The organism is Frankia sp. CeD (assembly GCF_000732115.1).
Classification (GTDB): Bacteria; Actinomycetota; Actinomycetes; order Frankiales; family Frankiaceae; genus Frankia; species Frankia casuarinae.
The window spans coordinates 1-23,496 of sequence record NZ_JPGU01000043.1 but is presented as its reverse complement, the minus strand read 5'-3'; the positions used below and the strand labels follow the sequence as shown (position 1 = coordinate 23,496).

General features: G+C 67.1%; 21 protein-coding genes and 2 pseudogenes. 13 read left to right on the top strand and 10 right to left on the bottom strand.

Features of this window, described 5'->3' with window-relative positions; genetic code table 11:
- Positions 1-88: 88 nt before the first annotated feature.
- Positions 89-2,029 (bottom strand): molecular chaperone DnaK, encoded by a 1,941-nt coding sequence (gene dnaK / locus CED_RS17680; RefSeq protein WP_035912443.1) that lies wholly within the window; start codon positions 2,027-2,029, stop codon positions 89-91.
- 539 nt (positions 2,030-2,568) lie between these two features.
- Between dnaK and CED_RS17675 the strand changes: the two genes are divergently transcribed.
- The 3 genes and pseudogenes from CED_RS17675 to CED_RS26335 form a co-directional block, all read left to right on the top strand.
- On the top strand, positions 2,569-3,078 hold the full coding sequence (locus CED_RS17675; protein ID WP_011436591.1) for an Hsp20/alpha crystallin family protein: 510 nt from the start codon (positions 2,569-2,571) through the stop codon (positions 3,076-3,078).
- Between the two features lie 211 nt (positions 3,079-3,289).
- Positions 3,290-4,915 carry a chaperonin GroEL gene (groL, locus tag CED_RS17670; protein WP_035912441.1) on the top strand — a complete coding sequence of 542 codons (1,626 nt, stop codon included), beginning with the start codon at positions 3,290-3,292 and terminating at the stop codon, positions 4,913-4,915.
- Positions 4,916-5,001: 86 nt separating this feature from the next.
- Positions 5,002-5,153 (top strand): annotated as a pseudogene (locus CED_RS26335) (IS6 family transposase); the annotation flags it as partial.
- Between the two features lie 1,568 nt (positions 5,154-6,721).
- Here CED_RS26335 and CED_RS21655 read toward each other — a convergent pair.
- Positions 6,722-7,303 carry a TetR/AcrR family transcriptional regulator gene (locus tag CED_RS21655; RefSeq protein WP_051868895.1) on the bottom strand — a complete coding sequence of 194 codons (582 nt, stop codon included), beginning with the start codon at positions 7,301-7,303 and terminating at the stop codon, positions 6,722-6,724.
- 229 nt (positions 7,304-7,532) lie between these two features.
- On the opposite strand from CED_RS21655, the gene CED_RS17655 reads away from it, so the two are divergent.
- The gene (locus CED_RS17655) at positions 7,533-7,838 is read left to right on the top strand and encodes a hypothetical protein (RefSeq protein ID WP_011436595.1); all 306 of its coding nucleotides are present in this window, start codon (positions 7,533-7,535) and stop codon (positions 7,836-7,838) included.
- A 212-nt stretch (positions 7,839-8,050) separates the two neighbouring features.
- Here the strand turns inward: CED_RS17655 and CED_RS24425 are convergent, their stop codons facing one another.
- Positions 8,051-8,563 (bottom strand): HEPN domain-containing protein, encoded by a 513-nt coding sequence (locus tag CED_RS24425; protein ID WP_011436596.1) that lies wholly within the window; start codon positions 8,561-8,563, stop codon positions 8,051-8,053.
- A gap of 1 nt (position 8,564) precedes the next feature.
- Positions 8,565-9,689, bottom strand: coding sequence for a DUF262 domain-containing protein (locus CED_RS17645; RefSeq protein ID WP_235187126.1), 1,125 nt, complete (start codon positions 9,687-9,689; stop codon positions 8,565-8,567).
- A gap of 435 nt (positions 9,690-10,124) precedes the next feature.
- Between CED_RS17645 and CED_RS22955 the strand changes: the two genes are divergently transcribed.
- Positions 10,125-11,045, top strand: a complete 921-nt coding sequence (locus CED_RS22955) for a ParA family protein (RefSeq protein ID WP_011436598.1) — start codon at positions 10,125-10,127, stop codon at positions 11,043-11,045.
- 4 nt (positions 11,046-11,049) lie between these two features.
- Complete coding sequence (locus tag CED_RS17640; RefSeq protein ID WP_011436599.1) at positions 11,050-11,538, top strand: hypothetical protein; 489 nt, start codon at positions 11,050-11,052, stop codon at positions 11,536-11,538.
- 244 nt (positions 11,539-11,782) lie between these two features.
- On the opposite strand, the gene CED_RS17635 is transcribed toward CED_RS17640, so the two are convergent.
- Both CED_RS17635 and CED_RS17630 read right to left on the bottom strand, forming a co-directional pair.
- Complete coding sequence (locus CED_RS17635; RefSeq protein ID WP_011436600.1) at positions 11,783-13,021, bottom strand: IS4 family transposase; 1,239 nt, start codon at positions 13,019-13,021, stop codon at positions 11,783-11,785.
- A 230-nt stretch (positions 13,022-13,251) separates the two neighbouring features.
- Positions 13,252-13,563: a hypothetical protein gene (locus CED_RS17630; protein ID WP_152569785.1), complete on the bottom strand. Its 312-nt coding sequence runs from the start codon at positions 13,561-13,563 to the stop codon at positions 13,252-13,254.
- Positions 13,564-13,882: 319 nt separating this feature from the next.
- Between CED_RS17630 and CED_RS17625 the strand changes: the two genes are divergently transcribed.
- Together CED_RS17625 and CED_RS25485 are read left to right on the top strand one after the other, a co-directional pair.
- Entirely contained in the window at positions 13,883-14,215 is a 333-nt protein-coding gene (locus CED_RS17625) for a nucleotidyltransferase family protein (RefSeq protein ID WP_011436602.1), read from the top strand.
- Complete coding sequence (locus tag CED_RS25485; RefSeq protein ID WP_023842201.1) at positions 14,196-14,681, top strand: hypothetical protein; 486 nt, start codon at positions 14,196-14,198, stop codon at positions 14,679-14,681. Before CED_RS17625 ends, CED_RS25485 begins: the two co-directional genes overlap by 20 nt.
- 113 nt (positions 14,682-14,794) lie before the next feature.
- Here CED_RS25485 and CED_RS21650 read toward each other — a convergent pair whose 3' ends face one another.
- Complete coding sequence (locus tag CED_RS21650; RefSeq protein ID WP_011436603.1) at positions 14,795-15,319, bottom strand: MarR family winged helix-turn-helix transcriptional regulator; 525 nt, start codon at positions 15,317-15,319, stop codon at positions 14,795-14,797.
- A gap of 1,652 nt (positions 15,320-16,971) precedes the next feature.
- On the opposite strand from CED_RS21650, the gene CED_RS17605 reads away from it, so the two are divergent.
- Positions 16,972-18,546 (top strand): sulfatase, encoded by a 1,575-nt coding sequence (locus CED_RS17605; RefSeq protein WP_063613448.1) that lies wholly within the window; start codon positions 16,972-16,974, stop codon positions 18,544-18,546.
- Here CED_RS17605 and CED_RS26330 read toward each other — a convergent pair.
- The 3 genes from CED_RS26330 to pip all read right to left on the bottom strand — a co-directional run bounded on the left by CED_RS26330 (position 18,472) and on the right by pip (position 20,086).
- A complete protein-coding gene (locus CED_RS26330) occupies positions 18,472-18,705 on the bottom strand; it encodes an Rpn family recombination-promoting nuclease/putative transposase (RefSeq protein WP_369807853.1) in 234 nt (77 codons plus the stop codon). The genes CED_RS17605 and CED_RS26330 overlap by 75 nt on opposite strands.
- A gap of 138 nt (positions 18,706-18,843) precedes the next feature.
- A complete protein-coding gene (locus CED_RS24805) occupies positions 18,844-19,044 on the bottom strand; it encodes a flavodoxin (RefSeq protein WP_235187125.1) in 201 nt (66 codons plus the stop codon).
- Positions 19,045-19,120: 76 nt separating this feature from the next.
- Complete coding sequence (gene pip, locus CED_RS17595; protein ID WP_035912435.1) at positions 19,121-20,086, bottom strand: prolyl aminopeptidase; 966 nt, start codon at positions 20,084-20,086, stop codon at positions 19,121-19,123.
- A 397-nt stretch (positions 20,087-20,483) separates the two neighbouring features.
- Here pip and CED_RS17590 point away from each other — a divergent pair, with 397 nt between their 5' ends.
- The 4 genes and pseudogenes from CED_RS17590 (at position 20,484) to CED_RS17575 (ending at position 23,374) form a co-directional block, all read left to right on the top strand.
- On the top strand, positions 20,484-20,795 hold the full coding sequence (locus tag CED_RS17590) for a nucleotidyltransferase family protein (RefSeq protein ID WP_035733361.1): 312 nt from the start codon (positions 20,484-20,486) through the stop codon (positions 20,793-20,795).
- On the top strand, positions 20,785-21,126 hold the full coding sequence (locus tag CED_RS17585) for a DUF86 domain-containing protein (protein ID WP_011436609.1): 342 nt from the start codon (positions 20,785-20,787) through the stop codon (positions 21,124-21,126). Before CED_RS17590 ends, CED_RS17585 begins: the two co-directional genes overlap by 11 nt.
- Before the next feature lie 95 nt (positions 21,127-21,221).
- A complete protein-coding gene (locus tag CED_RS24415; RefSeq protein WP_255361129.1) occupies positions 21,222-21,746 on the top strand; it encodes a transposase in 525 nt (174 codons plus the stop codon).
- Between the two features lie 143 nt (positions 21,747-21,889).
- Positions 21,890-23,374: pseudogene (locus tag CED_RS17575) on the top strand (ISKra4 family transposase).
- The last annotated feature ends 122 nt before the right edge of the window (positions 23,375-23,496 follow it).

The following is a 23,496-nucleotide window of genomic DNA, read 5'->3' as shown; positions in this document are numbered from 1 at the left end:
GTCTGGTCGGCGCCGTGGCCGGTCCGGTCTGGGCGCTGTTCGCGCGGCATGTCGTTCGCCATCATGGGTCGGTCTCGGTTGGCATGGGTCAGCCCCGGTCGAACTCGGCGTCTACCACGTCGTCGCCGTCAGGGCTGCCGCCGCCAGGGGTGCCGCCGCCAGGTGGTGGCTGTGGGCCGCCCGGGGCGGTGTCGGTCGGGCTGCCGCCGGTTCCCTCGGTGGGGGCGGCCTGGCCGGTTCGGGCGGCGGCCAGGCCGTGGTAGATCTGTTGGAGATCCGAGGTCAGGGCGCGGACCCGGTCCACCGGAGCCTCCTCTTTGATGGCCTGGCGGGCGTCGGCGACCAGCAGGTCGGCGCGGGCCTTCTCGTGGGGCGGGGCGGCGTCACCGAGTTCGGCCAGCAGCCGTTCGACGCGGTAGGCGACCGAGTCCAGCTCGTTGCGGGCGTCGATTGCGGCGCGTAGCGCCTGGTCGGTGGTGCGGTTACGCTCCGCCTCGGTGATCATCCGTTCGACCTCCTCCTTGGGGAGGTTGGAGGTCTCACTGATCGTGATCGACTGCTGGGCTCCGGTGTCCTTGTCGCGGGCGGTGACGTTGAGGATGCCGTTGGCGTCGATGTCGAAGGTGACCTCGACCTGCGGTTCGCCGCGGGGCGCCGGGCGGATGTTTTCCAGGCGGAAGCGGCCGAGTACCCGGTTGTCGGCGGCGCGTTCGCGTTCGCCCTGCAGTACCACGATGTCCACGGCCGGCTGGTTGTCCTCCGCGGTGGAGAACACCTCGGAGCGTCGCACCGGGATCGTGGTGTTGCGTTCGACGATTTTCGTCATCAGGCCGCCGCGGGTCTCCACCCCGAGGGAGAGCGGGGTGACGTCGAGCAGGAGCACGTCGGAGACTTCGCCCTTGAGCACCCCGGCCTGGATCGCCGCGCCCAGGGCGACGACCTCGTCGGGGTTGACGCTCATGTTCGGTTCCTTGCCGCCGGTCAGCCGCCGGACCAGTGCCTGCACCGCGGGCATCCGGGTGGCGCCGCCGACGAGGATCACCTCNTCGAGGTCGTCGGCACTGATCTTGGAGTCCTCCATCGCCTGGCGGACCGGTCCCATGGTCCGTTCGACCAGGTCGGCGGTGATCTGTTCGAAGGTGGAGCGCATGACCGTGGCGGTCAGGTGCCGCGGCCCGGTGGCGTCGGCGGTGATGAACGGCAGGTTCACCTGGGNCTGGGNGACCGCGCTCAGTTCGACCTTGGCCTTCTCCGCGGCCTCGAACAGCCGTTGCAGTGCCTGGGGGTCCCGGCGCAGGTCGATGCCCTGTTCCCGGTGGAACCCGTCGGCGAGGTAGTCGACCAGCCGGCGGTCGAAGTCGTCCCCGCCCAGGTGGCTGTCCCCGGCCGTGGCCCGGACCTCGACCACCCCGTCGCCGACGTCGAGGATGCTCACGTCGAACGTGCCGCCGCCGAGATCGAAGACCAGGACGGTCTCGTGGCCCTTCTTGTCCAGCCCGTACGCCAATGCGGCGGCGGTCGGCTCGTTGATGATCCGCAGCACGTTCAGGCCGGCGATCCGGCCGGCGTCCTTCGTCGCGGTGCGCTGCGCGTCGTTGAAGTAGGCCGGCACCGTGATGACCGCTTCGGTGACCTTCTCGCCCAGGTTCCGCCCAGCGTCGTCGGCCAGCTTGCGCAGCACCAGCGCGCTGATCTCCTCCGGCGCGTAGAGCTTGTCCCGGATTCTGAACCGGGCGGCGCCCTCCGGGCCCGGGACGACGTCGAAGGCGACCGCTTTGGCCTCCTCGGTCACCTCGTCATAGCGGCGGCCGATGAACCGCTTGGCCGAGTAGATCGTGCCCTTCGGGTTCAGGATCGCCTGCCGTCGCGCCAGCTGCCCGACCAGGCGTTCACCGCTCTCGGTGAACGCCACCACCGACGGTGTCGTCCGCGCACCCTCCGCGTTCGGGATGACCCTCGGCTCGCCACCCTCCCAGGCGGCGATCACCGAATTGGTCGTCCCCAGATCAATGCCGACTGCCTTCGCCATCGAATGCTCCTCCAGAAGCGAACCTCACACATATGACGAATCGGGCGTTCCCACGCCGTGAGCAGGCTTCACGCGGATAAACCGGCCCCACAGCAGGGAACCTGTCCAGGATTTGCCCAGCAAAACGCATTGCCTACGGAGTATCGCTTGTCGGCAGGCGAAGGAAGAGATCACGAAAAGGCCTTGATCGCCAGTAGGTCCTGATTGCCAGGGGAGCTGGAGCACCGGGAGAGCTGGAGCACCGGGAGAGCTGGAGCACCGGGAGAGCTGGCAGAGCCACACCGGTCGGGGCCGGGCCGGGGCAGGATCGGGCCGGGTCAGGACAGGGACCGGGGGCCTGAGCCCGGCAGGACGGGCAGCACCGGGCAGCGCCGCTTTCTGGCCCTACAGCCGATTTCTGGCCTACAGCCGGCTGCAGCCGGGTGTCTCTCGGCCGCGGCCCGCAGTTTTCGGGCCGGCGAGGCAGGGGTAGAGGCAAGGCATAGTCAATTGGACGCAAAGGTGATAGCCGGCCGGCCTGGCCGGAAGGAGTGAGGATCATGACACTACCCGTACGACGCGGAGAAGGCCTGGGAACGCTGGCACGGTGGGATCCGTTCCGGGAGATCGAGGACGCCTGGACCCGCATGGGCAATCTGCTCGGCGACGTCATAGGCGGCGTCGAGGGCCGTCCGGCGCGGTTGCTGGGCGGCATGGTGCAGCCGGTCGACATTGAGGAGACCGAGGACGCGTTCGTGATCGATCTCGATCTTCCCGGGGTGCGCCGGGAGGACATCTCCGTGGACCTGCGTGACAACGAGCTGTTCGTCACCGGTGAAATCAAGGAGCGGGAACGCACGGGAGTACTGCGCCGCCGTAGCCGCCCGGTGGGCCGGTTCGAGCACCGCATCGCCGTGCCGGGTGACATTGATCCGGAATCGGTGCACGCCACCCTGGCCGACGGAGTACTCACCATCCGGCTGGCGAAGGCCAAGCGGAGCCAGCCCAAGCACATCGAGATCAGCACCGGCCCCGAGGGCCAAGGCACCGGCCCCGAGGGCCAAAGCTGACTGAGCGCCTGGTATACAACTGAGCGCGCCTGGTNCCCGGACCCGCCAGCGCGCCCTCCACCGGGACCCCGGCAGACCCGGCCTGTCCAGCCGGTCGGCTTGCCCCGCCAGCAGGCGATACCGACGATTTGTAATTAAGGTTTTGCATGTCGCGAGGATGGGCCTGCGATGTTTGCGGAGTCCGGTCGCGTTCTGCTTCAGGGGAACTATCATGCCAAAGATCATCGCTTACGAGGAGGAAGCACGGCGCGGGCTGGAACGTGGCATGAACCAGCTGGCCGGCGCCGTGAAGGTGACGCTCGGTCCGAAGGGGCGCAACGTCGTCCTGGAGAAGAAGTGGGGCGTTCCCGCCATCACCAATGACGGCGTCTCCATAGCCAGGGAGATCGAGCTCGAAGATCCGTATGAGAAGATCGGTGCCGAGATGGTCAAGGAGGTCGCCAAGAAGACCGACGAGGTGGCCGGCGACGGCACCACGACGGCGACCGTTCTGGCGGAGGCACTGGTCCATGAGGGCCTGCGGAACGTGGCCGCGGGCGCGAACCCGATCGCCCTCAAACGTGGCATCGAGCTGGCTGTCGAGCGGGTCTGTGGGGAACTGGCCAATCTGTCCAGGGAGCTGGAAACCAAGGATCAGATCGCCTCAACGGCCTCGATCTCGGCCGGCGGGGNCACCGCGATCGGCCAGATCATCGCCGAGGCGATGGACAAGGTCGGCCGGGACGGCGTCATCACCGTCGAGGAGAGCAACACCTTCGGCCTCGAGCTGGAGCTCACCGAAGGTATGCGTTTCGACAAGGGCTACATCTCGCCGTACTTCATCACTGATCAGGAGCGGATGGAGTGCGTCCTGGAGGACCCCTACATCCTGGTCGCCAACATCAAGATTTCGCTGGTCAAGGACCTGCTCCCGCTGTTGGAGAAGGTCATGCAGGCCGGCAGGCCGCTGCTGGTCATCGCCGAGAACGTTGAGGGGGAGGCCCTGGCGACCCTGGTCGTCAACAAGATCCGCGGTACGTTCCGGTCCGTGGCCGTGAAGGCGCCGGGTTTCGGCGAGCGGCGCAAGGCCATGCTCGGCGATATCGCCGTTCTGACGGGCAGTCAGGTGATCAGTGAGGAGGTTGGTCTCAGGCTGGAGAACGCCGACCTCGACCTGCTTGGCCGGGCCCGCAAGGTTGTCGTTACCAAGGATGACACGACCATTATCGAGGGCGCCGGCGACCCGGGCCGGATCGCCGGTCGGGTCAGCCAGATCCGTAGCGAGATCGAGAAGTCGGACTCCGACTACGATCGCGAGAAGCTGCAGGAGCGGCTGGCCAGGCTCGCCGGTGGCGTGGCCGTCATCAAAGCCGGCGCGGCCACCGAGGTCGAGCTCAAGGAGCGTAAGCACCGCATCGAGGACGCGGTCCGCAACGCGAAGGCCGCCGTTGAGGAGGGCATCGTCCCCGGCGGTGGGGTGGCTCTGCTGCTGGCCTCGGGGGCTGTCTTCGACGGGCTGGAGGTGGCTGAGGACGAGCGGACCGGGGCCGAGATGGTGCGCCGCGCGTTGACCGAGCCGCTCCGGCAGATCGCGGTCAATGCCGGCCTGGAAGGCGGCGTCGTGGTCGAGAAGGTCCGCAACCTGCAACCGGGGTGGGGGCTGGACGCCGCCACCGGCGAGCACGTCAACATGCTCGAGGCCGGGATCATCGACCCGACCAAGGTCACCCGCTCCGCCCTGCAGAATGCCGCATCCATCGCCGGGCTGTTCCTCACCACCGAGGCCGTCGTTGCCGAAAAGCCAGAGGAAAAGGAAACCGCGGCAGCGCCAGCTGGTGGGGGTGGCCTGGAGTACTGAAAAAATCGGAATGCGAGCTGATCGGAGCCGACCGACGGTGACTGGTACAGCCGGATCGGGTTGTCCGGAGGGCATCGGTGAGAGGACGCGGGCTGAAACGCCTCCGCTCCGTCCAACCGTCGGAGCCGGGCACGCCCCCGTCCAGAGCATCTGCCGTGGCCACCACGAACTCGGGACCGATGCCGACCCATTGCCGCAGTTATCAACTGCCTTCACCGAGTTCGCCCACGCCGTCTGATCATCGTGTTCCACCTGGGTGTCAGCATGCGGTGGCCCTCTGTGACGGGATGTTGACGATCAGATCTTCCTCGTCCCGTACAGAAGGCCACCTTTATGGGGCGACACGTCGGCTATCTCGAAGGTTGACATCGGAAACATGCGGAAGCCCACCGGTGCTCGACGCGCGGCGGCGGTCATCACGAATCCCGCGAATACCCAGAAAGCCAGGTGACCACGGCGGTCTCGTGCCCAGGTCACGCATCATTCAGAGCGAGGCAGCCCCGCTGCAACTACCAAGTTCGAGGGTTTGGACCGCTACTTGTCGGAACTCGACGCGTACCGATCGTGAACATGGTGATGGCCTGGCCGGACGGTGAGATGGTAGGTGATATCTGCGGAGAAGGGGCCGGTGATGTCGGATCGTCCGGTTCCACCGAAGGNGATCGTGTGGCGGCCCGGCGCAAGTGGCTTGAGGAGTAGGTAGATGCCGTCAGCCACGGCAGGCGTGTAGATGCCCGCCGGGGCATTGAAGATGTTGTCATCGGGGAGCGTGATGCTGAACGGATGCGCGCACCGGTGGACGGGTCCGGCGCAAGCCCGGTACCTTCGCAGCTTTCCTACTGGTATGCCATCGACGCTGGCGTGGAGGTTGGCGAACGACAAGCCTGCCTCCATCTCGCGCCACAGCTCCCGGGCCGTGCGATTTTCCCCGGGGTTGTTGGCGTCGAAGACGTTGACGAGCGGAAAGAAGAGTGCCTTGCCCGCGGGTACCGTGCAATCGTTTCGAACGACTTTTTCGCCACCGAAGGCGCCGACCAGGAAGAATACCGAGCCAGATTGGCCCACGTTACACAACGCGCCAGTTGGGTCAATCAGCGGGTTCGTGGTGGTTGGCTGCGCCAGTGCGTACTGCCACCATGCCGCCGACCAGGCACCATAGCTCTTCCCAAATACGCGTGCCCCCGGGGGCACGACACCCGGGTTGCCCGACGCCGCGTTAGCGGCCGGAGCCGAGACTATCGTCAGCGCCAGGGCCGCGACGAGCGCTGGCAGCAGGCGCCGAATTCTGGNAATATCGACCATGATTCACCTCTACCGAGAGTCTTATGGATCATGATTGCGGTCTTGCCGTAAGGTGCGATGATCGTCGTTCCCCACGGCAGTCAGCCTGGAGCCTCCGGTAGCCGATACAGAATGTCAATCACCGATCCATCATGGTTTCTCGACGGTGGATGAGGGACGCCAGATAGAGGCGGACGAATGACGCTGGGCGGGGTCAAATGGCAACTCCACGCTGTTCGTGAGCTGATCGAAGAAACGAAAGAGTGGCGGTCTCGGNAGAATATTTNNGTCTAATTNATGTGTAAATTTNATACCACGTAATGGCATTTNGACCCGGTTTTCCTCCGGGGATTCCGGACTGCTTGCTGTGTGCTTGCAAGATGTTTGCGCTTGCTATTGTGATCTTGCCGTGCGCCCGGACCATGATCGGCAACATCCCGTGGTAGGCCCCCATCGACGGCTCGACGGGCGGTGTGGGCGAGAAAAGAGGCTCGCTGACCGGTCCAACTCGGTCGACCGCGGCGGTCAGCCTTCCGGGGTGTTCCCGGTGCCGGGCACGGGTCCGCCGAACTGCCGACGGAAGGAACCGAGCAGGTGGTCGAGGCCCCAGAGGAACTGGTCCCGGGTGCCGGTCGAGCCGAGCAGATCGGCCACGGCCTCGGCTGCCAGCAGGTGTCCCCAGAGGTAGACGAACATCGTGCAGATGATCCTGTTCGCGTCCTCCGGTCCGATACCGGCGTCGATGAGCAGATCGTGCAGGAAGCTCGCGTTGCGTACCGCGGAGGGGCTGCCGGCCATCTGCCGACCCATGTGTGCCGCGAGCCCCGGGTAGGCGGCGGCAACGTCATGCGCGCTGGTGAAGCAGCGCCCTAGGCGGTCGGCCCAGTCGCCGGTCTCGGGGCCTGGAAGGTCGATGCGGCCGAGCGCGTCGTCAACGACGCGCTCGACGATGAGATTCTTGGTGGGGAAGCGTCGGTAGATCGCGGGGGCCGTAACGCCGAGCTCCGCGCACAGGGGTCGGACCGTGAGATGGTCGAGCCCGTCGCGCCGAGCGATCGTGTCGGCCGCCGCGATGATCTGCTCGCGGGTGNCCGCCNGGGGACGCATAGCGTCNTTTCTNCCCGCCGCGAGACGGTGGTTCTACCTGGCGCGAGGTCCTGACAGTGGCCCGCCGCCGCGGACCCCTGGATCGGGTGGAGGCGGTTCCGAGGGCATGTCCGGCACGGGCCTGGCGTCGTACCGGTCCGGGACGAACAGCCCTCGTCCCGTCGGCCGCGCCGGCCGAAGGTAGAGGTACGGCCCGCCGTAGGAGGCCGGGACGAGGGAGGAGGAGATCATGATGATGGTCTGGGGTGGGTACAACTGGGGTTGGGGTAGTTGGCTGCTGATGACGTTCAGCATGGTCGTGGTCTGGGGGCTGCTCATCGGGGCGCTGATCGCCCTGCTGCGCGCCGGTCTCGACCGGCGATCGGGGACGTTGGCCGGACGGCCTGTCAACGGGTCGGCCCAGCGGATCCTGGCTGAGGGCTACGCCCACAGTGACCTCGACAAGGGCCGCGGTGACCTCGGCGAGGAGGGGTACCCTCACCCGGGCGCGCCGCGGGACCGGCGCAACCCGACCGGTCTCGCCAAGGTCGGTTGAGCACATTCTGGAGGTCAGAGTCACCGCAGGTTCTGGTGCCCCGCCCGGCCGCCCGCGACATCTCGGGAACCATTCTGGGAAGGGAACGCGGACCTACTGGGCACCGGCGAGTCTGGGTGCGCCGGCCCGGGGCAGGCACCGCGCTCCACCATCACTATCAGACTGGCATGTCCGCCGCCGCTCGGCGAATTCCGGCACTGCGCGTCCGGGGCTCAGGAAGGCCCAAAGCGAAGAATGAACCAGTCGGCGGCCTCGCAGGCCACTCTGTGGAGCTCTAATGCTTTCCTGACTCCGACGCTTTCGTTGAGGCCGTGGGCGATCCTGTTCCGCCGATCGACTAACGTGGCCAGCTCGCGGCGCAGCCGACCGTCGTCCGCGTCGAGCAGTGCGCTCAGCTCCTGGCGCAGGCCTTGGTCGAAGCGCCCGGCCAGGGTCTCGAGCGCCGCAGGCGTCGGGTTCTGCGTCCGCTCCAACCAGCCAAGCGAGAAGTTCCTGACGTGGCCGTAGGACAGCCTGCTGGTGTAGGCGCGGAATGTCCCCGCCACGGTCTGCTCCAGATATCCGCAGCTTCGGATCACCAGTAGTCGCGCAAGCCAGGAAACGACCTCCTGATTATCCGCAACTCTTGCCTGATCTTGTACCAGTGCAGCTAGCTCGGACAGGCGGTCTAAAATAATTCTGGTCTCAGTCGGCGGCCAGGTCTCGGCGCGTTCTCGCCTGCTCATGTCAGATGCGGGAGAAAGCNCTCGTTGCCAGCGCCAGGCGCATCCGCACACTCTCCTCGTCGGCCGTTGCGCGCGTGGTCACGTAATCCAGGTCGGGTTCGTTGAGGAGCGCGTCGATGGCGCGGCTGACCTCAGCTGCGGTCGGTTCGCTACCGGCATCAAGCCTACGGGCCAATCCTACCAAAAGCGCCTCGGTGAGAGCCGCATTGAGCTGACGCCCCCGGCCGCGAATGGCGCTTCTTCCGGCCTCCTCCAACACAAGCTGTGCTGCCCTGTCGAATCGTTTTTCGATCAACTCGGCGTCCAGTTCGTTCAGTCGGCGGTGAGCGCCAACAAAATCGTTCAGGTATTTCTTGAGGGGGCGCTTATAGCTACCCGGTGACACGTAGAGGGCGATGAATCTGAGCACGATCTCCTGATCGCGTAGCCGTGGTGATGGCGGCCCGTAGAGAGCGCGCCACGCCGGGTTTTCGTTCAGAGCGGTGAGGAACTTGATGAACTCGCCTGCATAGAGCGCCACGCGAATCTCGTGCGGCGTGAGCTGCGTACCGCCCGAGTTCAGCCGCTCGAAGATCTGATAAACGCCGTCGAGTGACTCGCGGGTGCCGTCGGTTTTGACTATTGTCGCCTGGATGAAGGTATTGTCGAGCGTGCGACGCTGTTCGGGTGAAAAAGTTTGATAGGTCAGCCCCTGGAATCTGGCGGCCACGTTCTGAAGTGCGAACTCGCGCCCGTTGATGCTGCCATTATAGAAGAGGCTCAGGGTCTTTATCCGCTGCTGTCCATCAAGAACGAGATAGCGGCGGTCCTGTTGTTGGACAAGGAATATACCCGGAATGGGGNATCCGAGCAGTAGGGACTCGATGAAACGGTCCATCTGCGAACGCTTCCAAACGAACTCGCGCTGGAAGCCGGCTGTCTCGATGCCGGGATCATCATTGCCAAAGGACGGCACTATTATGTCGCCCCGATCGTGCCGACGGACCAGACCCTCGACGTCGAAGTCGGTGCCGCTGTAGCTGATCTGCGGAGGGTCGGGGTCCACCTCCTGAAGCTCGGCCCTGTCGTCGTCGCGCAGGTCCTCGGAGTCGCTGTCGTTGCCAGCTTGCTCAGCCAGCTCGGTCACCCCCTCGGAAAGCCGTGCGACATGGTGCCGAGTCAGTAAGAACTCAGGGCAGGCCGCCAAGTGGGACCGTCCAGCGCGGGTGGCGGGAGCCTTCGCCGAGTCGACCAGCCCACGTGGCCAAGCTGTCGCACAGGATACCACCATCGACACACTGGCGAAGTCGTGGCACCTCAGGGTCGATCCGACGGAGCCGCGTAGGCCGGCTCGGTTCGAACCTGCTGGTCAGATCTGCTCAGGGCGGCTTGGCCCAGAATGGTCATCGGGTGCGACCACAGGAGCGATTCGTGGCGTTCTCCTGAATGTGGCGCAGGCGGATGGCATGCTGTGGAGATGGGGGTGATTTGCCGTTGTGATCTCACGGGATCGGCGGGGNAGNGGNTTGGTCCAGTTGCGGCCGACCGAACGCCGTCGCGCATCCAAGGTCCGCGGGGTTTGATGATGCAGGTCGCTACCGTAGTCAACTCCAAGGGCGGTGTCGGGAAGACGACTCTGACGGCCAACGTCGGTGCGGAGCTTGCGCGTCGAGGACGTCGTGTTCTCCTGCTCGACCTGGACTTTCAGGCCAGCCTGACGCACTCCTTCTATCGGCCGGCGGACGTCGAGCGACAGATTGACCGGCGAACCGTCGCGGACTGGTACATGGCAGCTGGTCGTCGAGGGGCTGGGCCAGACCTCATGCGGTACGTCTCCTGGCCGCAGGAAGTTCGGGCGCATACCAGGAGAAACGGCGGTGAGCTTGCAATTGTGGCTTCCGCCCCGAAGCTTGAGGGCGTTGCTGCCAGGCTCGGTGTAGAACTCGGTGACCCCAGTTCACGCCGCTATCAGGATCGTCACCGCCGAGTAGTGATGCGACTGGCCGATGGCCTACGGCTGCTCCGCCGTGAGGGATTCGACTACGTGCTTATCGACTGCCGGCCGGATTTTGAGATACTCACTCGATCTGCGATCGTGGCCAGCGAAGGGGTTCTGGTCCCTGCGCAGCCGGAGAGGCTGGCTACCTTCGGTATCCGTCATCTGACCGAAAGACTTACCGACTTCAAGAAGAATAACTTCGAGATCCTTGGATGGTCTCCCTCCGGCGAGAACCGAGTGGAAGACCTGGCGCCTGCCTTTCTAGGTGTTGTGTTCACTCGAGTAAGGCATGGGGGTGGGGGGCCCGGACCCACCCCCTCGAGCCAGCGGGTTATCGACGAGGTTCGCCGCCTCTTCCCTACATTTACTGCGATGATGCGCGAGAGCCTGGATTTCCAGACGGGTGTCGACAGGCTCCTGCCAGCGGTGTTCGGACTACGTCCCGACATAGCAACAGAAATCCGTGCTTTAGTTGACGAATTCGAGAGCAGGATTGGACCGTGAGCTGATGGCTGAAGGCATGACGGCCGTCCTCGCAGTGCTGGAGAGGGTCTCGGCGCTCATCCGGAGTTTCGATGATCAGACCGTGGTTGAGCTAGCTGCTGGCCGGCTCGTCCTCACGGTGCAGCGAGCGCCTGACCGGCCGGTCCTCGGCGCCGACGTAGTCGGGGAACGGACCACCAGTCCGCCGGCGCCCGAAAGCGTGCCGCGGGGGAGGGTCGGCACGATCAAGGACGGATCGACAGTCGTGGCTGGTCAACCTGACTCCGCGTCCGTACGCCAACGCCTCGATGAGATGGGTAGCCGCGAGGAGGCGCACATGTTCCTTGAGGGGATCGCCAGGAACAAGCAGATCCTCCAGCGGATCGGCCGAGATCTCGGAGTTCGGGTGAGTCTGGGGCGCCGACGTGACGAAATGATTGACATGATCGTCAACTCCGCGGTGGGAGTCCGCCTCGACCAGGATGGTATCGGCAGGCGGGTCACGTCCTTGTGATTGGCCAACGCCCAATGGCCGTAGGTTAAGTGATCCCTTGGAGGNTTGAGGGAGGGNTGGTCACCGGAAGTCGAGGCAGTGAAGTTCGAGACGGCGGGTGACGCGCCGGGTGGGTGGATCGTCGGTTGTGCGGCGGGGGTAGTCGCTGTGCCGGCGGGTCTTGCGGGGTGCGGTGCGGTCGGGGCGGTCACGGATGGCCAGGCGCGGGTCGCAGATCTCAAGGAGGAACGCGAGGAGTGCCTGTTCAGGGGGGGAAAGCCGCGGTCCCGATGGAATCGGACGCGGCGGTGAGGGCCCGACGGAAACTGATCCTGTCGGGNGGGGTGCCGGTGGTGTCGGCAGCGACACCGATGAGGCGGGCGAGTGCCTGGTGGACGGCGAACAGGGCCCACATCTCCTGGGCGACGCCTTCGGGGTCCTTGCTGCGCAGGACGGGTCGGCCTTCACCGAGATCGGTCTTGTGGTGGCCGATCACGGTCTCGCATCCCCACCTGGTCGGGTAGGCGCGGGCCAGGTCGAGCATGGACCATTCCTCGGGGTCGAGCAGGTCGGTGACCAGACAGAACAGCTCTGAGCTGCTCTCGTCGCCGCCGGCGGTGGTGGAGTGCACGGTGTACTCGATCACCCGCATCGTCAGTGGTGGTCCCTCGCTTCCGCGGGGAGGTGTCAGCTCGGCGAGGTAGCTGCCATCGTCGAGGACGTGGACCGGGGCCAGCGTGAAGGTCGCCTTCGCCCGCCACAGCAGGTGCGCCCCGGTCGCCAGGACCTCGCCGGCGAGCCGGTGGGACAGGAAGTTACGGTCCGCCAACGTGAGCATGCCCGGGCCCAGCTGCCCCAGCAGGTCACGGGCCAGCGCCGGCTCGCCGGTGCTCCACGGGCCGAACGACGCCCCCAGCAGGGCACCGGTGGCGGCCTCGGCGGCGATGACCCAGCGAACCTTCGGGAACGGCGCCGGCCCACCGGCGTTCGACGGCCCGGGGAAGAACGCCCGGTTGGCCTGCGTGTCCGGCAGATCGCAGGTCGACCCGTCGATCTGCACCAGCCGCAGGCCGTGCAGGAACACCCCGGCCTGGCCCTCGACACCGACCGGCCCCGCGGCGTGCTCGAACAGCATCCGCACCGGATCCGACCCGATCCGTGCCCGCGCCTCGCCCAGCGACGGGCTTGCCGGCAGCGACCAACCCGCCCCACCCGCCCCACCCGCGGCCAACACAGCCGCCCGGCGCTGGAAGTGCAGCCCGCTGGTCAACCGGGCCAGCACCTGCACATAGCCACAGTTCCGGCCCCGGAACAGCCACAACGCCAACACGAAGTACACCACCAGCCACGACGGCAACAGCCGGCGGCGAACCTCCGCGGTGTCGGTCACCGCCAACACCCGGTCCACCAGCTCCGGTGGGTACACCCGCGTCAACACACCCACCGTCACCCGGTCCGGCAACCAGCCCTCCGGCGACAGCCCCTCACTCCCGTCATGCCCCACCAGCCAAGCCTACCCCACGACGATCACTTAACCTACGGCCATTGGGCCCTGGCCACCTTCCTCCCCGAGATCTCGCAACCCGCGACGTTCGTCCGGGACCGCCCCGACCGCGCCAGTCCCCGCAAAACCAAGAAAACCGGCGACTTCCCTGCCCGAAAACTCGGCGAACCCGCCGTGGTCACCGTCACCCGCCGCATCGAACTTCACTGCCTCGAACCACGACGATCACCTTAAAGCAGCGCTATTGGGTCGACTGGTCCTCCAAGTTTCGGTTGATCCCCCCTTACCCGGGCGACGGAGCGAGCGCCGGAGAAGAGCACCCGGCCGGCGGGTTTAGCCCGGCCGGTCCGCGCCGCGTTCAGCCCATCGAGCAGCCGGGCGCGGGCGGTGGCGACGTCGGCGGCGGACAGGTCGTGGAGGTCGATCCAGGCGCGGGTGCCGGCCAGGCCGAGGTCGAGACCGCGCGGGTCGATGATCATGATGGGGACTACCAGCCGCCGCTGGCCCGATATGTCGGCCGCCCACACTGCCTGCCATTCCACAGGCAGAGGTCAGGTAATCGGCGGACAGCACCCAAGATGTGAGAGCAGGGTCCACCGCGCACCGCACAGCCTCGCATCGAGACCAGGTCCGCCGCGTGACGCCCGCCGTAACGACGGCAACGCGCGCCGTCGGCGGGCTCGCCACCGCCCGAGTGGTGCTCGCCAACAGCCCCGCCGAGATCCAGGTCAGTGTCACGGCTGACGTGCCCAGGCTCTGGCAGGCCAGGTCGCACCTCGGCCCCTCCGAGGCATTTTTCGGGCATCCCGATGAGGCGTACCGGCCGCGGGGTCGGGCACAATCTTCCCAGAGGAGGTGGGCATGCATCCGCTGATCGAGACCAGGCAGGCGGAGATCCAGGGACTCTGCCGTCGGCTCGGCATCCGCCGCCTCGACCTCTTCGGCTCCGCGACCAGCGATGCGTTCGACCTCGACAGCAGCGACGTCGACGTCCTCGTCGAGTTCGACGCCGGCCGCGACGGATTCGACTACTACGGCACCTACTTCGCCCTCAAAGAGGGACTCGAATGCCTGCTGGGCCGTGCCCGCTTTCCAGGCAACCGGCTCAAGCGAGCCCTGTGGGCTTGCGGGTGGGCAGAAGCGCTGCCCTGGTGCCCTCGCCGAGGGTGCGGCGGTGGCAGCGGGCGTGTATGAGGCGGGTTGCGACACGTTCGTCCGGTGTGCCCGCGCCCCAGGCGATCAGCGCGCGCTTGCGGGTCGCCGTGCGGGTCGCCGCGAGCCACTGTTCCCACTCTTCGGGGCTCTGCGGCTCACGGTCGGCGTGCAGGAGCAGGCCCCGACAGACGGGGCAGCGACCATGCTGGACTTGGAGGAGCAGCGCGGACACACGAAGGCGGTCGGCCAGCAGGCGGTTCGAGTGTGGTCGGCGGGTTGCGGGCCGCCGACGTGCAGCCACCGGCTCGCGGCTTGCCAGCTACCGCCCCCGCGACAGCTCATGGTAGATCCCTACCTCGCTGAGGAAGCCGTGCAGGAGGCGTTCGTGATGGCCGCCGACCGATGGCCACGTGACGGCGTCCCCATTAACCCGCACGCCTGGTTGATCACTACGGCGTTGACCACCGGGGTGGTGTCGTCGTCCGGCGCGGCTTCGGCCACGTAGCGGTCGGCGAGCCCCCAGCACATAGGCGCCGAGAGCGTTGAGGCGTATCTCCCAGAGGCTGTCGGCAGCGTCACGCCGTGGCCGTCGAGTTGAGCCGGGATGATCGGAACAGATCAGAGTTCTAGTACGTCCGCCAGAGTCGTCCGGCGGCGCAGATAGCCGGTCAGTCGTTCGTCGCTGCCGGCACCGAGGGCAGCCAGCAGTCGGGTGAGACTGTCGAACGCCTCGGGGCCGAGAGCCGTGCGTAGATCGTCCTCGATGCGGCGGGCCGCGGCGCGGTGGGTGGTGAGGTAGGCCTGGCCGTGCAGGGTGAGCCGCACGGTGTTCTCGCGGCCGCTGGTCTCGGAGGGTGAGACCTCCAGGTAGTCCGACGTGACCAGGCGATTCACGATCTTGGCTGCGCCCTGGCGGGTGATGCCGAGATGCCGTCCTATCTGTGCGACCGTCGCGCCCGACGATCCGGCGCAGAAGCGGAGTACCCGACCGTCCGGGAATTGGCGCTCGAACCCGGCCGCGGCGAGTTGCTCGTCGAGGCGGTTCTGGTAGCCGACCCATGCCCGGCGCAGCAAGCCGCCGAGGGCGCTCCGATTCGCCGGACCAGCGGCGGCATCAGGCGTGGCCGAGGCATCGTCACCCATAGCGACCCCACCCCCAACTGTCAACCATGGTTGTGACTATAGGTCAGTACCTGTCCGCGCCTACGCCGGGTCGATTGACAACCATGGTTGCCGATTTGCGTCGCGTCGTCGATGCTCAGGCCTATGCGTCGGAAAGGTGCTTTCTCAGTCAGGTTCGGCTGGCCCGCGGCGTACGCGGTGCTCGCCGCCGGTCTACTCGCTGCGTGTTCCGTGAGCGGCTCGCCGCCGGCGGGGAGCGCGACCTCGTCGGCCCGGACCGGCCCCTCGTGGGCGGTGACGGCTACCCGGGAGCCGTTGACGACTGCCAGTGGCTCGGCGGNGTCGCATGACACCGAGGTCATGGCACTGGCCAGCCAGGGCGGTCGCCTGTTCGCGGCGACCGACCAGTGGGAGTNCCCGGGCGCTCCCGCCGCTGGCCAGATCCTGGTCAAAGACGCGGCGGACGCTCCCTGGCGGGTGTTCGAGCAGACAGGGTCGCTTCGCGTGCAGGCCCTGGACTCGTTCCCCATCCCGGCCGACCAGGGCCTGGGAGCCGGGCACTCGCTGCTCGTCACGCAGGCGGTCGTGAACGGGCGTTCGGAGATCCAGTGGCTGCTCGACGGGGCCGGCTCGTTCGCGCCGGACGACGCGTTCGTCCTGCCGTCAACGGCCGCGGCCGTGCGGTCGTTCGGCGCGCACGAGTCGGCTGGCGTGTGGTCCGTGTACGCCGGCGCCGAACCAACCGGGATCCTGCGCGCGACGTGGTCGCCGATCCGGCACACGCTGGTGTTCGACCCGGTATCGGAGCTGACGGCCCCGCCTCCCAACTCACCCGGGCTGAAGACCCAGAAGGTGACCGGGTTCGCCGACTGTGGCGGCGCGCTCTACGTCACGATCAACACGACGCTCTATCGCCGCAACGACGGGGCAGTCCAGCCGGGAACCGCCCGCTGGGCCGCCGTCTATCAGGAGCCACCGGTAGGCGCCCGCAACAGTGGGCTGCGGGGGCTGACCTGTGTCACCCACGACGGCGCGCCAGCACTGCTGACCTCCACCGAGGGCGATGGTGATGCCTTCCGGTTCGACCACCTACCCGCGGGACAGGTCGGCGGCCCTGCACCCGGGCCCGGGCAGGCCGCGGCCGGTCTGTCGCCGGCGCTGGAATTCGACCCGGGTCCCGCGTTGCGCCAACTGCTGGCGGAGCAGGGGACGACGGTGCCGGCGACCGGCAACGGCTCGATCGANTACGTGATCGCCGCCTACAACAACTTCGAGACGATCGACGCCGACGGGGCCTCCCGCCAGTTCTTCGGCGTCGAGCATGCCTACGCCGGCGGTTGCCCGCCGAGCAGGACGTGCGGCCCGACGGCATCGCGCGCGGCGACTTTCGACGCCCAGGCCGTCTTCGCCGTCAGAACCGACACGGGCGGCACGCCGTCCTACGTGCTACGCGCCCTGGACGGGCCTGACTTCACCCCTGCCGGCCCGGTCGGCAAGCCGATCAGGTCCGGGCAGGCGTTCGTTGCGATCAGAACCATCAAGCGGTCGCCCTTCGACGCCGGCCGTATCTACTTCGCCGGCTATGACGCCAATTTCTATCCCGCCGACGGGACCGCCTGGGCCGCAAGCGCGCCGCTGACCGCCGTCGACGCCAGCATGAACGGAGAACGATCATGAAACTGTGGCGACGAGAGCACCACGACTCCGCTTCCCGACGCCGTCCCCGCTCTCGACGGCGGCTGGTGGCGGCCACGGCCACGGCCACGGCCTCGCTGGCGCTGGCGGCGGGCGCCTGCGGCGGTTCGGCCGCGCCGGCCACAACGGCGAGCGCGGCCCGCCCGAACATCGTCTTCATCCTCACGGACGACCTGTCCTGGAACCTGGTCACCGACCAGATCGCGCCGCACATCACCGCCCTGGAAAGGCAGGGCGAGACGTTCGACCACTACTTCGTGACCGACTCGCTGTGCTGCCCGTCCCGGTCGTCGATCTTCACCGGCCTCCTCCCTCACGACACCAAGGTCGAGACCAACCTGTCCCCTGACGGCGGCTACGGGAAGTTCCAACAGGAGGGCCTCGCCGGCAGGACCTTCGCCGTCGCGCTGCAGGCGGCGGGATACCAGACCTCGATGCTCGGCAAGTACCTCAACGGCTACGGCGACCCCACCATCACCCCGACCACCGGACCCGTCCCGCGCGGCTGGTCCGACTGGCACGTCAGCAACACCACCGGCTACGCGGAGCTCAACTTCGACCAGAACGACAACGGCGTCGTGCGCCACTACGCCGGCCAGGACAACTACGGCGTGGACGTGCTCAACGCCGACGCCCAGGCGTTCATCCGACGCTCGGCCGGGAAGCCGTTCGCCCTGGAGGTGGCTACCTACGCCCCCCACCAGCCGTACACACCGGCGCCGCGCAACGCGGACGACTTCCCCGGCCTGACCGAGCCACGCGACCCGTCCTTCAACACCAACAACACCGACGCACCGGCCTGGCTCGGCCAACGCGCCCCTCTCGCCCCGTCAGTGCTCACGAACCTGGACCAGGCCTACCGCGAGCGTGCCCAGGCCGTCGAGTCCGTCGACAAACTGGTAGGCGACACGGAGGCGACGCTCGCCGCCGAGCACCTGCTCGACAACACCTACTTCGTCTTCAGCTCCGACAACGGCTACCACCTCGGCCAGCACCGCCTCGTCAGAGGCAAGCAGACCGCCTTCGACACCGACATCCGCGTGCCCCTGATCGTCACCGGGCCCGGCGTCCCCCACGGCCGGGTGATCTCCCAGGNCGCTCAGAACGTCGACCTTTACCCCACCTTCACCGACCTCGCCGGCGCCACCCCGGCCAGGCCCGTTGACGGGCGCAGTCTCGTCCCGCTGCTGCGCCCCGNGACGGAGCCGCCATCCTGGCGCACGATCGCGCTCGTCGAACACTTCGGCCAGGCGAGCGACCCCGCCGACCCCGACCACGAACCCGGCGGCAGCAACCCGACGACCTACGAGGCGATCCGGATCTCAGCGCCACACCTCGCGCACTTCGACGGGCCAGTCGAAGCGGTCTACGTGGAGTATAACGACTCCAAACACGAGATCGAGTACTACGACATCACGAAAGACCCCTACGAGATCAACAACGTCGCGGGCGCGCTCACCGGGGCGCAGCGCGCCGAACTACACACGGTCCTTGCCGGCCTCGGAAACTGCCACACCCAGGCCGCCTGCGCCGCCGCCGGTCTGCCGATATGACAACGGCCACTCCCGACCTGGATCTCGTCCCGGCTGGGCGANGTCGAGCCTGGCCAGCAAGCCCGACGGCAGCACCGCACGCAACTGCGACGCCGCGTTCGACGGCGTCCCCAGGATCCGGCGGCACACCGCGTCATGAGGCGGGGACGAACACGACATGACAACACCCTACCGATACCCACCGGAGCACCCACTCCACCACGACAGTCAAGCACCGGCCCTGACCACTGCCCCGTCGCTCCTCACGACCACCCGCGGCTGAAACGGAACGCTCGACCAGGCCGGTCAGCTACGGCATCAGGCTGGCGGCGACCGTGCCCCCAACTCCGAGCAGGCCTCTCGTGCCCCGGCATCCGCCTCACCGNCGATCGACAGGGGCTCGCGCAGGCGCTTCCACTTCAGCCCGGTCGCGATCGCCTCGACGCCACGGACCGCGCCGGTCGTGTCGCTGTTCCCATGGACGTAAAGGGCGTACGGACGACCCACAGTCGCTTCCAAGACCGGGTAATAGATCTGGTCGCAGCACCCTCGCCAAGGTAGGGGTCGGTGAACCGTCACGGGCCACCTCCTCGGGTCAGTGTCCGTTCGTGCTGAACCGTTCGGTCGCCTCGATGATGGCGTTCTGGGTCGCGGGGCTGCCCGTGTGGCCTGCATTGTCGATGATCTTCAGTTCCGCGTCGGGCCATGCCTTGGCGAGATCCCAGGCGGTCTTGAGCGGGCTGGCAAGGTCAAGTCGGCCGTGGATCAACACCGAGGGAATCCCGGCCAGCCGGTGAGCGTCGCGTAGCAACTGCCCGTCCTCCAGCCAGGCGTTGTTTGCAAAGTAGTGCGTGCAGATGCGGACGAAGGCCACGAGCGCATCGTCGGGTTTGCTGCTGTACTGGCCTGGCGCCCCAAGCGCTTCGTGCGCGATGACGGCGTCTTCCCAGGCGCACCAGGCCCGCGCCGCGGTGATTCTTATCGCCTCGTCGGGGCTGCCCAACAGCCGGTTGTAGGCAGCAACGAGACTGCCNTCCCAGTCGTCCTTCGGCACGGCGTCGCGGAACGCTTCCCAGGCGGCTGGCAGCAGGCGCCCGACGCCGCGGTAGAGCCAGTCGATTTCTTCGGGCCGGGTCATGGTGACTCCGACGATGATGATCTCGGAGACCCGTTCAGGGTAGCGCTCGGCGTAGGCGAGTATCAGCGTCGAGCCCCATGAGCTGCCGTAAAAGAGCCACCGGTCGATGCCGAGATGTTCGCGGAGCCTCTCCATGTCGGCGATCAGGTGCCGGGTGGTGTTGTGTTCCAGGCTGACGGTCGCGTCGCTGGCGTGCGGTCGGCTCTGGCCGCAGCCACGCTGGTCGAACAGGATGATCCGGTAGACGTCCGGATCAAACATCCTGCGGCTGCCGCGGCGCCCGCCGCTGCCGGGACCTCCGTGCACCCACAACGCCGGCTTGCCGTCTGGGTTGCCGCTGGTTTCCCAATAGATCTGGTTGTCCTCGCCTACATCGAGGAAGCCGTGCGCGTATGGCTCGATAGGCCGGTACGGCTGCCCCATCTGATGCTCCCTCCGATGCATCGCGCTCGCCGGCCAACTCCGCCAGGTACGCGTCGGCCTCGGCCTCCAGCGCGTCGGCCAGCATCCGTCGCGCGCTCTCGCACACGATCTTCGATCGGCGAGGGTGCCGCCGAGTCACCGTCTTCCGCAACCGGCTGCGACTNCCGTCAGCACGGGCATACCCTTCCCGACTGACGCGGCAACGTCGGCCTGTTTGAGGACCTGAACCGCGATCACCGGAAGGGTACACGCTCCCGGCTGACCCACAGACCTCAACCATCGCTCTCGTCGCCTGGCGCGATACCGTACGAATCGGGCAGACCCCGCTTCCGGTCGAGGCCGTGGGTCCACTCGGTGCGGCGTAGGGTCGGGCACAATGTCCCCGGAGGAGGTGGGCATGCATCCGTTGATCGAGGCTAGGCGGGCGGAGATCCAGGGACTCTGCCGTCGGCTCGGCATCCGCCGCCTCGACCTCTTCGGCTCCGCGACCAGCGATGCGTTTGACCTCGACAGCAGCGACGTCGACGTCCTCGTCGAGTTCGACGCCGGCCGCGACGGATTCGACTACTACGGCACCTACTTCGCCCTCAAGGAGGGGCTCGAGCGCCTGCTGGGCCGCGCCGTCGACGTAGTCAGCGTCACCGCCATCCGCAACCCCTACTTCCGCGACCAGGTCATGCGCACCAGGCAGCCCCTGTATGCCGCCTGACCCACGCAAGTACCTCTGGGATGCCGCGAACGCGGCCGAACTCGTCCGGGATTTTGCCCACGGCCAGACCTTCGCCGACTATCAGGCGAACGCGATGCTCCGCGCCGCCGTCGAACGCGAGTTCGAGATCATCGGAGAGGCCCTCAACCAACTCTCCAAGGTCGCCCCCGACCTCGCCGCCGCGATCCCCGAGCTCCCTCGAATAGTCGCTTTCCGGAACATCCTCATCCACGGCTACGCCACCGTCGACGACGCCCTCGTCTGGCAGGTACTCCAGGAGAAACTCCCCGAGCTCGAACAAGTGGTCCGCAGAATGCTGGCGGAAGACTGACCCGGCTGCACCGAGGTCGGCCCACCGCCAGGTGAAGCGGCCGCTGCTGCGGAGGCCGGTCTTGGGGTCAGCTGCGACCCAGATACTCACTTTGTGTGTCCGTACAAGCACCCCGGCTTACGCCAGCCTCTGGTCGCAGCACCCTCGCTAAGTGGTTGAGCCTGGAAGTCCTTTGGGGGTGCAGTGATTCAGCTGGGTTCGGCGGGGAGGNGGATGGTGCAGGCGGNGTCGAGGGCGTCCTGGGGGCTCCCGTCGGTGAAACCCCGGTGATCAGCCGAACGGGAGACCGGAAATCGGTTCTCATGCTCTCCGCGGTCAGCGCCCAGGGAAAGCTTCATTTCATGCTCCAGCAGGGCGGGTCCGTCGACTCCAAGGTCTTCATAGAATTCTGCCGGAAGCTGCTCCAAGACGACGCTGGAAAGGTCTTCCTCATCGTCGACAACGTCAGTTACCACGATTCGAAGGCTGTCCGTCGGTTCGTCGCAGGAACAGACGGTAGGCTCCGGATTTTCTTTCTCTCGCCTTATGCCCCCGACACCAACCCGGACGAGTGGGTCTGGAACAACGTGAAGACCGCACAGATCGGCCGAAAAATGATGGGTGTAGATCCTTCAGAGTGAGATCGTTGGCTGGATGATCTCGGTTCCCTGGGTTTGGGTTGATCGTGAAAGGGCTCCTTGCCACTACGTTCGCGGGTGTCGAAGCCAGAACGTGACGTGAGCAAGGAGCCTGGGTGTCAGGGTATGAGGTTGGCTCGGAGAGGGTGTCGGCGGGTGCGTTCGCCGGGGCGGACGAGCTGTACGGGGCGTTGCGGGCGGGGCTTGCGGGGGCGGAGACCGCGGGCCTGACCCATGAGGGTCTTGAGGTGTGGTTGGAGGGCCGGGGCCGGGAGCTGCTGCGGTCGCTGTTCCAGGACCATCTTGATCTGCGGTCGGCGCGGGAGGTGCGGCTGGCCGAACCGCCGGCGGGGGTGGACGGGGTGGTCCGTACCCGGGTGGAGAAGGCGCATCGGCGGGCGCTGTCGACGGNGTTCGGCCGGGNGGCGGNGAGCAGGCTGGCCTATCGGGCGCCGGGGCGGCCAACCTGCACCCGGCGGACGGGGNGTTGAACCTGCCGGTGGGGCTGCACTCGCACGGGCTGCGCCGGCTGGTGGCGCTGGAGGCCGCGCGGGGGTCGTTCGACGCCGCGGTCGCCGCGGTCGCCGCGGTCGCCGCGGTCGCCCGGGGTGAGGGTCGGTAAGCGCCAGCTTGTCGAGCTGGCCCGGTCGGTGGCGGTCGACGTGGCCGGTTTCTACACGGCCCCGGTGTGCGGGCCGGTGCCCGACGGGCTGCTGTTGGTGTTGCAGTTCGACGGGAAAGGTGTGGTGATGCGGCCGGAGGGGCTGCGCCCGGCCACCGCGAAGGCGGCCGCCGCGGGGCGGAAGCTGGCGACACGGCTGTCGCCCGGGGAGAAGAACGGGCGGAAACGGATGGCGGAGTTGGCCGCGGTCCACGACGTCGTCCCGGTCGTGCGTACCCCGGCTGACGTGCTGCCCCCGCCCGGGGTGACCGGGCCCGACGGGCCGAAGGCCACCGGAAAGTGGGTGACGGCCTCGGTCGTCGACGACATCGCCACGGTGGTGGCGGCCGGGTTCGACGAGGCCGAACGGCGCGACCCGACCCACGCCCGGACCTGGATCGTGCTCGTCGACGGCAACAACACCCAGCTCGACGCCGTCACCGCCGAGGCGGCCCACCGCGGCGTCGTCGTCCACATCGTCGTCGATCTCATCCACGTCCTGGAATACCTGTGGAAGGCCGCCTGGTCGTTTTTCACCACCGGGGACCCCGACGCCGAGGCCTGGGTCACCGACAAGGCCCGCAAGGTACTGGAAGGCCGGGCGGGCCAGGTCGCCACCGGCATCCGCCGCCGCGCCACCTACAACGGCTACAACCAGGCCGAACGCAAGGGCGCCGACACCTGCGCCGACTACCTCGACGCCAAGGCACCCTGGCTTGACTACGCCACCGCCCTGGTGGGCGGCTGGCCGATCGCGACCGGTGTCATCGAGGGAGCCTGCCGCCACCTCGTCAAGGACCGGATGGACATCACCGGTGCCCGATGGGGACTCGACGGCGCCGAATCCGTGCTCCTGCTCCGCGCCCTGGTCACCAACGGCGACTTCGACGACTACTGGAAGTACCACATCGCACAGGAACAGCACCGCAACCACCGCAACCAGTACGCCGACAACCGCATACCGCCCTGATCAACTCACTTCACAAGAACTGCACCCAAAAATGATTACATCGGTCTCGGATCTTTACTCCAACGCCCTCACCGCACTTCGCAGGCTCCAGGAGAACTCTGCGCTTGTCATCGGCTTCTTCG